Origin of the sequence: Micromonospora sp. NPDC005220 (assembly GCF_040607895.1) — a bacterium.
Lineage (GTDB): Bacteria > Actinomycetota > Actinomycetes > Mycobacteriales > Micromonosporaceae > Micromonospora.
This window is the reverse complement of sequence record NZ_JBEXHP010000025.1, coordinates 29960-45342: the sequence shown is the minus strand read 5'-3', so window position 1 is coordinate 45342 and position 15383 is coordinate 29960. Positions and strand designations below refer to the sequence as shown.

Sequence of the window (15383 nt, the reverse complement as noted above, 5' to 3'; positions counted from 1 at the left end):
CTCGTCGCACCCGCGGGTGCAGAGCAAAGGTGGGCGTCGTCGTCAGTCGGGCAGGGCCGGAGAGTGCCGACCGGGCGGCGCGGCGAGCAGCCCGGCGGAGGCCAGGTCGTCCCACAACTCGTCCGGCACCACGACTCCGGACCGGCGTACCGTCTCGACCGCCTGCGCCTCGTTGCGGACGCCGACCACCGTCGACACCACGGCCGGGTGCCGGCGGACGAAGGCGAGGGCCGCCTGCGGCAGGGTCACCCCGTACGTCTCGCAGATCGTGGCGATCCGCCGCGCCCGTTCGATCAGCTCCGCCGGGGCCTGCTGGTAGTTGTAGACGGCGTCGGCCGGCGGCCGGTCCCGTGACAACAGCCCCGAGTTGTAGACGCCCGCGATGACCACGCCCACCCCCCGACTCTCGGCGGCCGGCAGCAGATCACCGGCCGCGCCCTGCTCAAGCAGGGTGTACCGCCCGGCGCACATCATCACGTCCACGTCGGTCTCCCGGACGAACCGGGCCAGCATCGCCGACTGGTTCATGCCGGCACCGATGGCACCCACGACCCCCTGGTCCCGAAGGTCGATCAGGGCGGGTACGGCCTCAGCCGCGGCCTGCTCCCAGTGCTCGTCCGGGTCGTGCAGGTAGACGATGTCGATCCGGTCCAGACCGGTCCGGCTCAGGCTGGCCTCGATGGAGCGGAGAACGCCGTCGCGGCTGAAGTCCCACACCCGCCGGTGCGTCGCGGGCACATCGAACCCGTCGGAGTCCCGCAGATGCGCGTCCTGAGGCGACGGCACCAGAAGTCGTCCGACCTTCGTCGACACCACGTACTCCTCGCGCGGCCGTTGGCGCAGCGCGGCGCCGAGGCGGCGCTCGGACAGCCCGAGACCGTAGTGCGGCGCGGTGTCGAAGTACCGCACGCCCGCCTCCCACGCGGCGTCGACCGCCGAGGCGAACTCCTCATCCGTCGTCGTCCGGTACAGATTGCCACCCTGGGCCGCGCCGAAGCCCAGCTCGGTGAGACGTACCTCCGGGCGGCGCGGCAGGGCACGCGCCATCATGACGCGGCCAGCCCGTAGACGCGGCGTGCCGTCTCGCCCCAGACCGACGCCTGGCCGGCTGCGTCCTGGCCGTCCAGCAGCTCCGCCAGGGTGTCGACCCACCGCTGGTACGAACTGGCGAGGAGGCAGACCGGCCAGTCCGAGCCGAACATCAGTCGGTCCGGCCCGAACGCGTCGAGGGCGTCCTCGACGGCGGGTCGAAGGTCCGCCGGCGTCCAGTGCGGAAGCGGCACCTCCGTCACCAGCCCGGAGAGCTTCGCGGTCGTGTTGGGCGAGGCCGCCAACGACCGCACGTCCCGGCTCCACTGCGCCAGCTCCGGATGGCCGAGCGCGGGCTTGCCCAGGTGGTCGAGGACGAAGCTCACCTCGGGCAGGTCGCGGGTGAGACGCGCGGCCATGGGGAGCTGGTGCTGGCGTACCAGCAGGTCGAAGACGAGACCGGCGGCGCCCACCGCCGCGATCCCCCGACGGACGTCCGGGCGGTCCAGGTACGCCGGGTCGGTCTCGGACTGCACGAGGTGGCGGATGCCGACGAGGCGTTCCCCACCCCGAGCGGCCCGCAGGCGGTCGAGACGGTCCGCAACGTCGTCGGCGGTCAGGTCCACCCAGCCGACCACCCCACGGACGAGGGGGTTTTCGGCCGCCACGCCCAGCAGGTCCACCGTCTCCGGCTCGGAGGCGATGGACTGCACCACCACGGTCGCGGTGACCCCGGCCGCCCGGGCCAGCGGCGCGAGATCGGCGGGTTCGAAGTCGGCGTCGATGGCCGCCATGGTCGTCGGGTCGATCCACGGCTGCGGGTGCCGTGCGCGGACCCAGAGGTGGTGGTGTGCGTCGACGATCCCGGCGCGGCCGGGCACCTGCGCGCCCGTCATCGGCCCAGCCAGCCGCCGTCGACGGGCAGCACGATCCCGTTGACGTAGTCCGACGCGCTGGACGCCAGGAAGACCGTGGCGCCGCCGAGATCGTCGGCCCGGCCCCACCGGCCGGCCGGGATCCGGCCGAGGATCGCCTGATTGCGGTCGGGGTCGTCGCGCAGCGCCTGAGTGTTGTCGGTGGCGATGTAGCCGGGAGCGATGGCGTTGACGTTCACCCCGTGGGCCGCCCACTCGTTCGCCAGCGCCTTGGTGAGGCCGGCCACGCCCGACTTCGACGCGGCGTAACCGGGGACGGTGATGCCGCCCTGGAAGCTCAACAGCGACGCGGTGAAAATGATCTTCCCTCGGCCACGCTCGACCATCGTCCGGCCGATCTCCCGGCTCAGGACGAACTGGCTGCTGAGGTTCACCTCGATCACCTGGTCCCACATCTCGTCCGGGTGCTCCGCGGCCGGGGTCCGGGCGATCGTGCCGCCGTTGTTCACCAGGATGTCGACCGGCCCGAGCGCGATGATGTCGGCGGCCAACCAGTGCACGGCCGCCCGGTCGCCGAGGTCCGCCCGCAGCGCCGTGAACCGGCGGCCGGTGGCGCGCACCCGGCGTTCGACCTCGCTGCCCTCCGCTTCGAGTTGCGCGGAGACGCCCACGATGTCAGCGCCGGCCAGGGCCAGGGCCTCGGCCATGGCGAGACCGATACCGCGCCGCGCCCCGGTCACCACGGCGGTCTGGCCGGACAGGTCGAAGAGCGCCGTCACTGGTTACCCTCCCGCACATCGAGCAGCACCTTCATGACGCCGCCACCCTCCAGCGCCGCGAAGGCCGCGCCGGCCGCCTCGACCGGCTCGACCCGGGAGATCAGCTGCCGTGCCGGGATCGCACCCGAGGCGACCAGCCGGATCGCCTCCACCATGTCGTCGCGCTGATACAGCCGGGCACCGAGGAGTTCCAGCTCACGCCAGAAGAACCGGTGCAGGTTGACCTCCCGGGGTTGGGGATGGATCGCCACCATCACCAGCCGCCCGCGCGTGGTGAGGACGTCGACCGCCGTGGTGACGCCGGCCGCCGCGCCGGACACCTCGAAGGCGATATCGGCGCCCGCGCCCTCGGTACGGTCGTTGACCAGCGCCACGACATCGGTCGACCGCGGGTCGACGGCCTCGATCCCGATCCCTTCGGCCACCTCGCGTCGGAACGGGTCCGGCTCGACGAGAAGAACCCGCGCGCCGCGGCCCCGCGCGACAGTGGCGATGAGGACGCCGACCGGCCCGCCGCCGACCACGACCACCTGGTCGTCGGCGGTCACGTTCCCCCGGCGTACGTCGTGCACGGCGACCGCGACCGGCTCGACGAGCGCCGCGTGGTCGAGGGGCAACTCCTCCGGAAGCGGCAGGACCAGCTCCGCCGGCACGGTCCAGGAGGACTGCATGGCACCCGGAGAGTCGATGCCGAGGAAGTTCATCGCGTGGCAGACGTGGGAGTTGCCACGCTGGCAGGCGGCGCAACGGCCGCAGGGTCGGGTCGGCATCACGGTGACGGCCTGACCGACGTTCCAGCCGGTCACACCCGCGCCGACAGCCGCGATGCGCCCGGACATCTCGTGCCCGATGATCGCGGAGTCACCAACCCGGGCGTCCATGTCCCCGTGGTAGATGTGCAGATCCGTACCGCAGATCCCGGTGTACGCCACCTCGATCCGTACCTGGCCACGGCCCGGTGGCTCCGGGTCGCGGTGCTCGATTCCGAGGTGTCGCGCTCCCCGGTAGACGACTGCCTTCATCGTTCCTCCGTCTCGGCGGTCGGTACGTCGGTCGTGCCGACCGGGCATGGTCGTGGGTGCACCGCCGTCGCGATGCACCCACGCCTTCCCTGTTCGGGTGGTCAGCTCAGTGCCGTACGGTCGGCGACACGTCGTTGTGGGAGTTCAGCGGTACGACGGGCACCTGGCGGGTGGGGATCACCCCGTCGAACCCGGCCAGCAACCGTCGGCCGGCCCGCTCCGGCCGGACGTTGGGGCTGTCGGCCGTCTGCGCCCGCGGGAGGCGGTTGGCCGCCCGGATCCGCTCCTCGTCCACCCGGACCCCCAGCCCGGGTGCATCGCCGAGGATGAACGCGCCATCCTCGACGTGCAGGTCGATGGAGACACCGACCGGTGGGTGCAGGTCCTGCAACTCGCTGGTCAGGTGGTTCGGCACCGAGGTCGCGGCGTGCAGCAGCCCGACCGGGCTGTTGCCGATCGGGCTGACCGGCAGGTCGTGGGCGTGGGCCAGGGCGGACGCCCGCAGGAAGTGGGTGACCCCCCAGACGGCCGCCATCTGGACGATGTCGACAGCGCCGGCGGCGATCAGCGGACGGTACTGTTCGAGCCCGGTGAGGTTCTCACCGGTGGCGACCGACGCGGCCACCCCTCGGCTGACCGTGGCGAGACCCTCGGCGTCCCAGCGCCGGACCGGCTCCTCGATCCAGATGAGGTCCAGGGTGCGTTCCAGTTCGCAGACGTGCCGGACGGCCTGCTTGCGGGTCCACGCCTCGTTGACGTCGAGCATCAGACCGGGCCGCCGGCCGTGCCCGGCCTCGGTCAGGACCTCCTTGACCAGGCCGAGGCGATGCCGGTCGCTCTCGATGTCGAGGCCACCCTTGAGCTTGGCCGCGCGCAGACCGTGGCTCGCGTAGACCTCGTACTCCGCGACGAGTTCGTCGTCGGTGAGCCCGATGTCCAGCCCGGACGCGTAGGCGCTGACCCGCCGGTCTCGTCCGCCCAGCAGCCGCCACAGCGGCTCGCCGACGGCCTGCGCCTTGATGTCCCAGAGCGCGGTGTCCAGAGCGCCGATGGTGCCGAACACCGGCCCCGCGTGGCCCGCCTTGAAGGTGTGCCGCAACATGCGGTCGTACAGGGTCGTCACGGCACGGGGGTCTTCGCCATCGATGGCTGCGAAGATCCGCTCGATCTCGACGTGTGGCCCGAGGCCGACGCCCGAGATGCCCTCGTCGGTGTCGACGATGACGATCGAGACCGGGACCACTCCGTCGGCGAACACTCCGTTGGCGTCGCCGACGGGTCGCCCCCATTCCTGGACCGTGGTGAGCGTCCGATAACCCGTGATCCGCATGTCAACCCTTCGTGGAACCGGCGGCCACACCGTCGGCAATTTGGCGCTGGAGGAACAGGTAGACCAACAGGACGGGTATGGCGGCGATCAGCACCCCGGAGGCGAAGGTGGGGATGTTGTCGGAGTACTGCCCGCGCAACGAGGTCACCCCGATCATGAGCGTCCGGTGATCGGCCGAGGGCATCATCACCAACGCCATGAGGACGTCGTTCCAGCAGAACAGGGCGTTGAGGATGCCGACCGACAACAGCGCCGGGGTGCCCAGGGGCAGCATGATCCGGCGGTACACGCCGTACACCGTGTTGCCGTCGATCCGCGCGGCGTCGACGATCTCCGGCGGAATGCCCCTGTAGTAACTCGTCATGAGGAAGACCGTGAACGGCAGGAACTGGGCCACGTAGACCAGGATCAGGCCGGGGTACGTGTCGATGAGCGCGGTGTCCGCCATGATCCGGGCGAGCGGCACCATGATCACCTGGAACGGGATGAAGAGCCCCGCGAGGCAGCCCAGGAACAGCGCCGACGAGCCGCGGAACCGCAGCTGGCTCAGGGCGAAGCCGGCCATCGACCCGAACAGCAGCAGCAGGAGCACCGACACCGTCACCACGAACAGCGAGTTGACGAAGTAGCGGCCCATGCCGACGCTGTTCCACGCCGTGCTGATGTTCTCCCAGCGCAGGGCGTCGGTCAGGCCGAACCGGTCGAGGATGTAGTCACGCCGGGTCTTCATCGCGACGTTGGCGGTGAACAGCAGGGGGTAGATCGTCGCCAGCGCGAGCAGTGCCATCGGGATGGCGATCAACCACCGGCCCAGTCGAATGCGGGACATCAGTCCTCCTTCCCCGCTCGTTCCAGCAGTTTGATCTGCATGAGCCCCACCACCAGCATGATCACGAAGAGGATCGTCGACGCGGCCGAGGCGAGAGCCGGGCGGTTCATCTGGCCCTGCTGGATCCAGATGTAGTACTCCGGCAGGTATGTCGAGCCCTCCGGGCCGCCGCTGGTCATGACGAAGAGCAGCCCGAACATCGAGGTCAGCATCCCGATCATCGTGGTCACGAAGACGAACTGGATGGTCCGGGCGAGGCTCGGAATGATCACGTGCCAGACCACCTGGCGGAGCGACGCACCGTCCACCCGGGCGGCGTCCAGGAGGGCAGCGTCCAGCGTGGCGAAGCCGGCGAGGAACACCACGAGGGCCATTCCGAAGGTGGCCCAGATGTGCACGCCCGCCACGATGAACATCGCGATGTCGGGGTCACCGAGCCAGTCCACCGGACCGACACCGAACGACCCGAGCACGGCGTTGAGGGGGCCGTCGAAGCCGAGCAGCAGGTTGAAGATCGCACCGACGATGACCGGCGAGAGCACCGCCGGAAAGAAGTAGACGCTGCGGTAGAAGCGGTGGCCGGGCACCCGCAGGTAGATGAACGTCGCGAGCAGACCCGGGATCGCCACCGCCACCGGGAGCAGCAGCACCAGCAGCCCGACGTTGCGCAGCGCGGTCCGGAACAGCGGATCCCCGAACAGCTCACCGTAGTTGCCGAATCCGACAGCCGTTCCGTTCTGCGCGCCGTCGCCGGTGAAGGAGAAGTTGACGCCGAGGATCAGCGGGTAGAGCCGCAGCAGCACGATGATCAGGACGGCTGGGGCGACCAGGATGTAGGGGGCGTAGCGCTCGGCCCCCGGGCCGCCGCGGCTGCGACGGGGGCGTGCGCCACCGCGACGCGCGGCGGGGTCGACCGCCGCCCCGCCGGCCCGCCCGGCCGAAGCCAGGCGGACCGACGGTTGCGTGTTTCCGATCGGCACGAGGTCAGCCCGCCTGGTCGGAAGCGGCCAACTGCTTCACCACCTCGTCGACGGTGATCGAACCGCTGAGCAGCTGCTGGGAGAGGCGTCCCATGAGGTCGATCGTCTTCGAGGAGAGCGCGACGTGCAGAGCGGGCTTGCCGCTCTTCAGCTCGCTCACGATCGTGCTGGCGGCCGGGCCGGCCTGCGACACGTCGATGGTGGTGTCGGAGGCGATCGCGCCGGCGTCGGCGTAGAACGCCTTCAACGCGTCGGCCGAGGTCAGCGAGCGCACCAGGTCGGCGGCCACCTTGGGGTCCTTCGTCCACTTGGCGACCGCGTAGCCGATGCCGCCGTCGTACGGGAGACTCGGGGTGGTACCGGCGGTAACGACCGGGGCCTTCATGACGCCGAGCTGCTCCGGGGTGAGAAACTCGTTGAAGGCCTTCCAGTGCCCGACGTCCGACATGAGGCCCATGACGTGGGCGGCCTTGCCGGACTGGAAGGCCGCGAAGGAGTCGTTGAACATCGCGGTCGAGTTGGCCCCGTCCGTGTTCATCTTCCTGTCGCCGGTCTCCTTCCAGAGCTGGAAGACCCGCTTCACGTTCGGCGAGCTCCAGTCGCGCTTGCCGGTGATCCAGGCGTCGTACTCCGCGGCGGTGAGGGTGACCGACCCCATGCTGGAGAGCCAGAACTGGATGCCGACGCCTTCCTTGTTGCCGAGAGCGAAGCACTTGGAGCCGGCCTTGGCGACGGCGGCGCAGTCCGCGACGAACTTGTCCCAGGTGGTGGCGGGGCTGGCCGGGTCGAGGCCGGCCTTCCGGTAGATGTCCTTGTTGTAGTAGATCGGGTAACCCTGCAGCGTCACCGGGCCGCCGTAGACCTTGCCGTCCTTGGTGAACGCTTCCCACCCGGCCAGCCGCTGCTTGTCCTCGGCCACGTAGTCGGTGATCGGCACCAACGCGTCCACCCGGTCGCGGATCTGGCCACCGCCGTTGAACATCATGACGTCCGGGCCCTTGCCGGACTGGATCGCCGCGCCGAGCAGGGTGTAGTACTGGTCGAAGGGCTGGGCGACGAACTCGACCTCGACGTCGGCGTGCTTCTTCTTGAAGTCGGCCTTGGCCTTGTCCAGATAGGATTTGGCGAATGGCTCGCCGGACTTCCAGTCCCACACCACCAACTTGCCGTCCGAGCTGGTTGACTTGCCCGAATCGCTAGCACTTCCACAACCGGCCAGGGCCAGGCCCACAACGAGGACGGCCGACCACATCGCGCGCTGTCTCATCAGTTGTCACCTCTGTATGGGGGGTGGCCGGCGGGTACCCCGCGAGCCAATGTGACGGGAACGTAACTCGTATGACGTGTGACGTCAACACCCGGCCGTACACTGATCCAGACGTCGTGCCACGGCGATCCATTCGGAGGGGGACATGACGCCACCGCAGGAGACAGCCCTGAACAGCCCGGAGACCCCGGCGTGGGTGCGTCGGCCGGCCAATCTCGCCAGGGCGGTCACCGCCGAGCTGGTGGAGCGCATCGTCCGCGGCGTACACCCGTCCGGGACGTCCCTACCCCCCGAGCCGATCCTCTGCGAGACCTTCGGGGTGAGCCGGACCGTGGTCCGGGAAGCCGTGAAGATCCTTCAGGAGAAGGGGCTGGTGCAGGTCCGCCAGGGCGCCGGCACCATGGTCACCCCACCCTCGCACTGGGACATGCTCGACGAGCTCGTCCTCGCGGCCACCATCGCGGTCGACGACAGCCTCGCCATCCTCGACGACCTGGTCGTCACCCGGCGGGTGCTGGAGTCCGACATGGCGAACGTCGCCGCCCGCCTCGCCGACGCGGAGACCATCGATCGACTGCGGGCGATGGTGGACCGGATGGACGAACTCGTCGACGACCACGTCACCTACCACGACCACGACCGGGCCTTCCACGACACGATCATGCAGGCGTCCGGGAACCGCATCGCCCGTGGCGTCGTACGCGCGTTGGAGAGCCAGGTGATCAACACCGCCCGCTACATGGGCCGGACCGAACGCGCGTTGTGCGTGGCGTCCAACCAGGGCCACCGGCGCATCTACGAGCGCATCGCCGCCCACGACGCCAACGGCGCCGCCGAGGCGATGTTCACCCACATCACCGAGGCATGGCTGGTCCGCCGCAGTGGCTCGGGCAGCCCGGTCCGCCTCGAACGCTGACCGTCCCGGGCGACGGACGGCGCCCACCCCCGAGGTACGGGAGCGGGCGCCGCCAGCCGAGGCCGACCAGTGTCAGGAGAACTGGGCGAAGAACCTCCAGATCTCACCCTTGGTCCAGGTGGTGATGCCGCTCTCGGCGTAGGTGCCGTCCACCGGGCCGGGCATGTGACCGTTGTCGTACGCCGCCCACTGCACCGGGTACCCCGCCCGGCAACCCGAGTAGGCGGTAGTGATGTGGGTACGGCTGCCGCCGGCCGGCTCGGGCGGGTTCTGCGCGGTACAGCCGTTGTTCCGGACGAACGTGTCGCGCAGCGCTCTGCCCTGGGAGATGTTCAGGACGTTGTCCGTGATGCCGTGCAGCCCGAAGTACGCGATCGGCTGCGTACCGCCGCTGCACCCGCTGATCTGCGCGCCGGAGATGACCGCGACGGCCCGGAAGACGGTGGCCCGCGCGCAGGCGACGGCGTAGCTCATGCCGCCACCCCAGCTGAAGCCGAGCGCGAACCGCTGCCTCGGGTTGACGCAGAGGCTGCTCTCGATCCGGCTGATCATGTCGTCCACGAAGGTGATGTCCTCACCGCCGGCGTTGCCCCAGCCGTTGCCGAACCCCTGGGGCGCGACCAGGATCGCGCTGTTGTTCGACTGCTCCTGCTGCCCGTAGTAGGACCATGCGGTCCCGCTGGTGCCGCCGGAGGAGATCTCCTGCATGGTGCCGCCCCGCCAGTGGAAGGCGAAGATCAGCCGGTAGGGGTTGCTGTTGTTGTAGTTGGCGGGCACCCGCAGGATGAAGGTTCGGCTCTTGCCGTTGCTCTGGATCGTGTGCGTGCCGCTGGACAGCGTCGGCGCCTTGCCGCAGCCGCTACCACCCGACGGCGGTGGGTTGCCGCCGTCGACGGGGACGAGTTGCCACTGCTGGTTGGTGCCGCCCCAGTCGGCGTACTGGACGACGTTCCCACCGTCGGCGGTGGACGCGCCCTGCACCTCGACGGCCTTGTTGCTGTTGCGGTTGATCAGCCGCACGTAGCCGCCGTCCGAGTCGGCCAGCCGGAACTGCTGGTTCGTCCCGTTGAGGTCGGACCACTGCACGATCGCACCGCCGTCGGCGGTGGAGAAGTTGCTGACGTCGAGCACCTTGCCCGAGTGCCGCGACTTGATCCGGTAGTAGCCGCTCCCGGAGTCCACGAACTGCCACTGCTGGTTCGCGCCGTTGTTGCGCGTCCACTGGCTGATCCGCGCGCCGTCGTTGGTGGCCGAGGCGTACAGGTCCAACGCCTTGCCGCTGTTCCGGTTCACCAGGGCGTACCAGGCGTTGGTGTCCACGGTCGCTGCCGCCGCTGGCGCCGCGTTGACCGCAACGAGGGTGCTGGCCGCCATGACCGCAGCCGCCGCCGCGGCCAACCCTGACCGCCAGTGACGTCTCTGTCGAGAGGCGGGACGAGCCTCACCGAGGGCTTTCATGGTCCACTCCTTCGATCGGGGTCACCCACGAGCAGAACCTCGCGGGTGCCCTGGCGTACGTGCCGGCGGTCCTGGTGGTGGCGTCAGCACGTCTGGGGTGTTGTGCGGGCAACCTCGCGGCGAAACGGCGCAAGGGCGGGCTGCCGGCCGGATCCCGATCGGCCGGCAGCCCCCTCCTGCCCGGGTCGTCGACGACGATCGCTAACCGATCCGGACCAGTTGCCACTGCTGGTTGGTGCCGCCCCAGTCGGCGTACTGCACGATGTTCCCGCCGTCGGCCGTGGACGCGCCCTGCACCTCGACGGCCTTGTTGCTGTTGCGGTTGATCAGGCGGACGTAGCCGCCGTCCGAATTCGCGAGTCGGAACTGCTGGTTCGTGCCGTTGAGGTCGGACCACTGCACGATCGCGCCGCCGTCGGCGGTGGAGAAGTTGCTGACGTCGAGCACCTTGCTGGAGTTGCGGGACTTCACCCGGTAGTAGCCGCCGCCCGAGTCGACGAACTGCCACTGCTGGTTGTTGCCGTTGTTGCGCGTCCACTGGCTGATCCGCGCCCCGTCGGTGGTGGCCGAGGCGTACACGTCAAGTGCCTTGCCGCTGTTCCGGTTCAGCAACACGTACCAGGCGCTGGTGTCCACTCCGGAGCCCGGCGGGGGCGTGGTGGGTGGGGTGGAGCCGCCGTTCAGGGCGTCCAAAACAGCGGTGTACGCGGCCTTCTTGTTGCCGTTGCAGTCGAACAGCAGGGCGTTGTCGGACCCACGCCACGAGTCGCAGTCGCGCACACCCCAGGTGGTGATGCCGGTGCAGCGGGAGACGTTCATGCAGGCGCGGGTGACCGACCCGAAAATGCTGGCCTGGTTGCCGCCGGTCATCACGTCCAACTCGGTGATCTGCACATCCACACCGAGATCAGCGAAACGCTGCAGGTTGGCCTGGTAGTCACCCGCCAACGACGTACCCAGGTGCGACTGGAACCCCACACAGTCGATCGGCACGCCACGGGACTTGAAGTCCCGCACCATGTTGTAGATCCCCGTCGACTTCGCGTTGATCCCGTCGGTGTTGTAGTCGTTGTAACACAACTTCGCACCCGGATCCGCCGCCCGCGCAGCCCGGAACGCCGCCTCGATCCAGTCATTCCCCGTGCGCTGCAGATTCGAGTCACGACGCCCACCGGAACCACCGTCAGCGAACGCCTCATTCACCACATCCCAGGCATAGATCTTGCCCCGGAAATGCGTCGCCACCTGCGTGACGTGATTGATCGCCGCGTTACGCAACGCGCTACCCGACAAGCCCTGCGCCCAACCCGGCTGCTGCGCGTGCCACAACAACGTGTGACCCCGCACGCTCATGCCATTGGCCTGCGCGTGACTGACCAGACGATCACCACCGCCGTAGTTGAACTGGCCCTGCTGCGGCTCGGTGGCGTCCCACTTCATCTCGTTCTCGGGCACGACACTGTTGAACTCACGGTTCAGAATGGTCGTGTAGGCGCTGGTGGACAGCTTGCCCGTGGCGACAGCGGCGCCGAAGTAGCGGCCCTTCTCGGCCGCGGCCGCCTTCAAGGTCGTGCCGGCACCGGCGGCGGGAGTCAGCGCCACCGTCATGCCGGTGGTGAGGGCGACGGCGATGGTCGCCGCCGCCAGCATCGTTCTCATGGGTTTCATGGCGTTCCTTTTCAGTGGTTGCATCGGTGGTGGTGATGTGCCACTTCGCTCGGGAACCGATCGGGGCGGTCATCCTGGCCGCCCGGCATCAGCACGCACAGTCCGAGACGGCGGCCGCCGACGCCTGCCGGGTCCCGAGGTGACGTCCGCATGCCCTTGCGGACGACGTGATCGCAGGTACGACCCGTGCGGCTCGCCCGGTGAGCCACGACAGCGATCGTCCTCTATATCGAGAGTGAGCGATAACATGCCGTTCGTCAAGACGTAACGGGGCGTTAACGCCGATCTCCCGGAACGCCACGTTTCGCCCGGTACCAAACGCGCAGGGCAACCGTGCTCAGCCGCCGTACGACCAGCGGACGAGCGGTACCACCGAGCCGCCGGGGTCGCACCGCACAGCGACTCTGTTATCGCTCACAGTCGTCGGCCGGCGGCGGCCGACTCCTCGTGGTTCACGAGCGCCCGGTAGCCGAGCTACTCGGAGACGATCGCGCCGGGTCCGCGTCGGCGCGTATCCCGGCGACCAGATCAGCAGTGGTGTGCGCCTCGATGCCGGGCTGCGCGGCGTCGGCGAACCGCTCGACGACCGCCCGGACGTGTCGCTCGGCGGGTGCGGCGAGGCCGTCGTAGACGGCGGCGAACAACTCCCGTGCCGGCCGCCGGAGCCACTCCCGTGGGAGGAGCTCCACCGGCAACTGCGGATCGAGAACGGGGAACCGCCGGAAGGTGTCCATGACCTCGGTACGCGCCCGCACCGCGGCGGCACCGTCGACCTGCCCGGACGCCACCCCGGGCAACAGTGGCGTCCACCGCCGGAGGAACGCGTCGTAGCTCCGGCTGATCGCCTCGATGTCCCAGGCCTCGATCGGTGCACGGTGAATCGTCGAGGCGAGCGCGGCCTGCCGCCCACGAAACACCGTAACGGCGCCGAGGGTGAGCCGGTCGAGCTGGGCCCGAGCCGCAGGGGTCAGCTCCTGCGGCGAGATCCACAACCCGTCGTACAGCGGCGCGTAGCCGAGCCACCGCAGTTGCGCCCGCAGGGCCCGGCGCTGCGTACTGCGATCCTGCGGCAGCGAGAAGGCGACGATCGTCCAGCACCCGTCCCACCGCGCCGTCGAGGTGGTGGAGGCGAGGATCCAGTGCCCTCCGGCGGAGAGGTTGGCGGCGGCGGCACGGCTGAGCCGGTAGGAGCTGCGCCGCCCCAGTCGGCTGCCCTCCAGGACACCACGGCGCGCCAGCCGGCTGATCGCGGTCCGTGCTCCGGCCGTCGTCACGCCGGTCTCCCCGAGCAGCGCGACGATGGCGGCGGACGGGAGGGCGACCCGGGTCCGCAGGGTGTAGTCCGCCAACAGGGTCACCGCGACACCCTGGGGCGAGTTGCCGACCTGCCTGCGGGGCAGCCGGAGTGCGTGGTCTCCGTCGTCCGGATAGATCTCGTCGATGTCGAAGAGGCTTGCCACAGGCGCTCCGTGCTCCTCGGGGACGGTATGACGACTGTAGACGGACCTCCGCGCCCCGCCACAAATAGAGAATGCTCGATTGACACTTGTTGGCCCGAGGGGAACACTAATTGCCACGCGATGCCATCCGAAGCCGGGCTGGGCGAGCCACAGGTAGCGGGCATCGGGCGATCACCGCGGGAGTCGGGCAGACCCGCGACCGGATCGCCCGCCAATCCAGCCTGCACAGGCAATCGAAGGAGTCGTCCGTTGAGAATCAGAAGGAAACTGCTGCTCGCCCTGGCTGCGTCGCTGGTAGCGACCGGCCTGGTGGTCCCCACGATGGGGCCCGCGTACGCGGCCTCACTGACCGAGGTGACCAGCTTCGGCGACAACCCGGGCCGGATGCGCATGCACGTCTACGTGCCGGACAACCGCCCGGCCCGGCCTGCGGTCGTGGTGGCCATGCACGGCTGCGGCGGGTCCGGCCCCGGCTTCTACTCCGGGAGCGAGTTCGCCAGCCTCGCCGACCGCTACGGCTACATCGTGATCTACCCGTCCGCCACCCAGCAGGCCGGCTTCGGCAACTGCTTCGACACCTGGTCGGACGCCGCCAAGCGGCGTGGTGGGGGCAGCGACCCGGTGTCGATCATCTCCATGATCCGGTACGTGCAACAGCAGTACGCGGCCGACCCGGACCGGGTCTACGCCACCGGCAGCTCGTCCGGCGGCATGATGACCAACCACATGCTGGCGCTCTACCCCGACGTGTTCAAGGCCGGCGCCGCGTTCATGGGCGTGCCGTTCAACTGCTTCGCCAACGCGGCGGACTACCCGCCCGGCAGCAGCCAGTGCACCGGCGGGAACATGAACCGGACGCCGCAGCAGTGGGGCGACGCGGTCCGTCAGGCGTACCCCGGCTACTCCGGGCCCCGCCCGCGCGTGCAGCTGTGGCACGGCACCAACGACACGCTCGTGCCGTACTCGCTGTTGCAGGAAACGATCGAGCAGTGGACCAACGTGTTCGGGCTGAGCCAGACACCCACCTCCACCGACACGCCCCAGGCCAACTGGAACCGGCGCCGGTACGCCGACAGCAGCGGCACCGTCCAGGTCGAGGCGTACAGCATCCAGGGCGCCGGGCACAGCCTGCCCTCTGGCGGCATGGCCGCGTCCGCCGTCACGTTCTTCGGACTGACCAACCCCAGCACGCCACCCCCGACCACCCCGCCACCGACCACCCCGCCACCGACCACCCCGCCGCCGACCACCCCGCCGCCGACCACCCCGCCCCCGACCACCCCGCCGCCGGCTTCCGGTGCCTGCCGGGTGACGGCCCAGATCAACGCCTGGAACACCGGGCTGACCGAGAACTTCACCATCACGAACACCGGCACCGGTGCCGTCAACGGCTGGTCGCTCGTCTTCACCCTGCCGAGCGGCCAGACCATCACCTCGGGCTGGAACGCCACCTACTCGCCGAACTCGGGCCAGGTGACGGCCCGGAACGTCGGCTACAACGGCAGCATCCCCGCCAACGGGTCGGTGAGCATCGGCTTCCAAGCCACCCACACCGGCAACACCGCCCGGCCGACGTCGTTCACCCTCAACGGCGCGTCCTGCGCGGTCGCCTGATCCCGGGCTGACATCGACGACGAGCGTGCGCCGGTCACCACTTCTGTGGTGTGACGGGCCCCCCCCGCGGGGGGGGTCGCCCGGGGCCCGGGGAAACGCGCGGCACCCCGTTGGCAGGCCCCCCGGGAGGGTGGGGGGGGGCGGGTAGGCGGGGGC

The 15383-nt window shown here is 69.7% G+C and carries 13 protein-coding genes; 2 read left to right on the top strand and 11 right to left on the bottom strand.

Annotation, left to right across the window (positions count from 1 at the left end; all coding sequences use genetic code 11):
• Window positions 1-42: 42 nt before the first annotated feature.
• The 8 genes from ABZU52_RS13415 to ABZU52_RS13380 all read right to left on the bottom strand — a co-directional run bounded on the left by ABZU52_RS13415 (window position 43) and on the right by ABZU52_RS13380 (window position 8111).
• Window positions 43-1050 (bottom strand): aldo/keto reductase, encoded by a 1008-nt coding sequence (locus ABZU52_RS13415; RefSeq protein ID WP_354971325.1) that lies wholly within the window; start codon window positions 1048-1050, stop codon window positions 43-45.
• A complete protein-coding gene (locus ABZU52_RS13410) occupies window positions 1047-1925 on the bottom strand; it encodes an amidohydrolase family protein (protein ID WP_354971324.1) in 879 nt (292 codons plus the stop codon). Before ABZU52_RS13410 ends, ABZU52_RS13415 begins: the two co-directional genes overlap by 4 nt.
• A complete protein-coding gene (locus ABZU52_RS13405) occupies window positions 1922-2683 on the bottom strand; it encodes an SDR family NAD(P)-dependent oxidoreductase (RefSeq protein WP_354971323.1) in 762 nt (253 codons plus the stop codon). Before ABZU52_RS13405 ends, ABZU52_RS13410 begins: the two co-directional genes overlap by 4 nt.
• Window positions 2680-3705, bottom strand: coding sequence for an alcohol dehydrogenase catalytic domain-containing protein (locus ABZU52_RS13400; RefSeq protein ID WP_354971322.1), 1026 nt, complete (start codon window positions 3703-3705; stop codon window positions 2680-2682). Before ABZU52_RS13400 ends, ABZU52_RS13405 begins: the two co-directional genes overlap by 4 nt.
• Window positions 3706-3811: 106 nt before the next feature.
• Window positions 3812-5035 (bottom strand): mandelate racemase/muconate lactonizing enzyme family protein, encoded by a 1224-nt coding sequence (locus tag ABZU52_RS13395; protein ID WP_354971321.1) that lies wholly within the window; start codon window positions 5033-5035, stop codon window positions 3812-3814.
• A 1-nt stretch (window position 5036) separates the two neighbouring features.
• The gene (locus ABZU52_RS13390) at window positions 5037-5864 is read right to left on the bottom strand and encodes a carbohydrate ABC transporter permease (RefSeq protein ID WP_354971320.1); all 828 of its coding nucleotides are present in this window, start codon (window positions 5862-5864) and stop codon (window positions 5037-5039) included.
• Window positions 5864-6844, bottom strand: a complete 981-nt coding sequence (locus ABZU52_RS13385; RefSeq protein ID WP_354971319.1) for a sugar ABC transporter permease — start codon at window positions 6842-6844, stop codon at window positions 5864-5866. The genes ABZU52_RS13390 and ABZU52_RS13385 overlap by 1 nt, the downstream gene beginning before the upstream one ends.
• 4 nt (window positions 6845-6848) lie before the next feature.
• Window positions 6849-8111 carry an extracellular solute-binding protein gene (locus tag ABZU52_RS13380; RefSeq protein WP_354971318.1) on the bottom strand — a complete coding sequence of 421 codons (1263 nt, stop codon included), beginning with the start codon at window positions 8109-8111 and terminating at the stop codon, window positions 6849-6851.
• Between the two features lie 145 nt (window positions 8112-8256).
• Between ABZU52_RS13380 and ABZU52_RS13375 the strand changes: the two genes are divergently transcribed.
• On the top strand, window positions 8257-9027 hold the full coding sequence (locus ABZU52_RS13375) for a FadR/GntR family transcriptional regulator (protein ID WP_354971317.1): 771 nt from the start codon (window positions 8257-8259) through the stop codon (window positions 9025-9027).
• A gap of 72 nt (window positions 9028-9099) precedes the next feature.
• On the opposite strand, the gene ABZU52_RS13370 is transcribed toward ABZU52_RS13375, so the two are convergent.
• The 3 genes from ABZU52_RS13370 to ABZU52_RS13360 all read right to left on the bottom strand — a co-directional run bounded on the left by ABZU52_RS13370 (window position 9100) and on the right by ABZU52_RS13360 (window position 13613).
• Window positions 9100-10485 (bottom strand): RICIN domain-containing protein, encoded by a 1386-nt coding sequence (locus ABZU52_RS13370; protein ID WP_354971316.1) that lies wholly within the window; start codon window positions 10483-10485, stop codon window positions 9100-9102.
• 201 nt (window positions 10486-10686) lie between these two features.
• Window positions 10687-12144: an endo-1,4-beta-xylanase gene (locus ABZU52_RS13365; RefSeq protein ID WP_354971337.1), complete on the bottom strand. Its 1458-nt coding sequence runs from the start codon at window positions 12142-12144 to the stop codon at window positions 10687-10689.
• Window positions 12145-12605: 461 nt separating this feature from the next.
• Entirely contained in the window at window positions 12606-13613 is a 1008-nt protein-coding gene (locus ABZU52_RS13360; RefSeq protein WP_354971315.1) for a PaaX family transcriptional regulator C-terminal domain-containing protein, read from the bottom strand.
• Between the two features lie 249 nt (window positions 13614-13862).
• Here ABZU52_RS13360 and ABZU52_RS13355 point away from each other — a divergent pair, with 249 nt between their 5' ends.
• Window positions 13863-15227, top strand: a complete 1365-nt coding sequence (locus ABZU52_RS13355) for a PHB depolymerase family esterase (RefSeq protein ID WP_354971314.1) — start codon at window positions 13863-13865, stop codon at window positions 15225-15227.
• Window positions 15228-15383 lie beyond the last annotated feature (156 nt).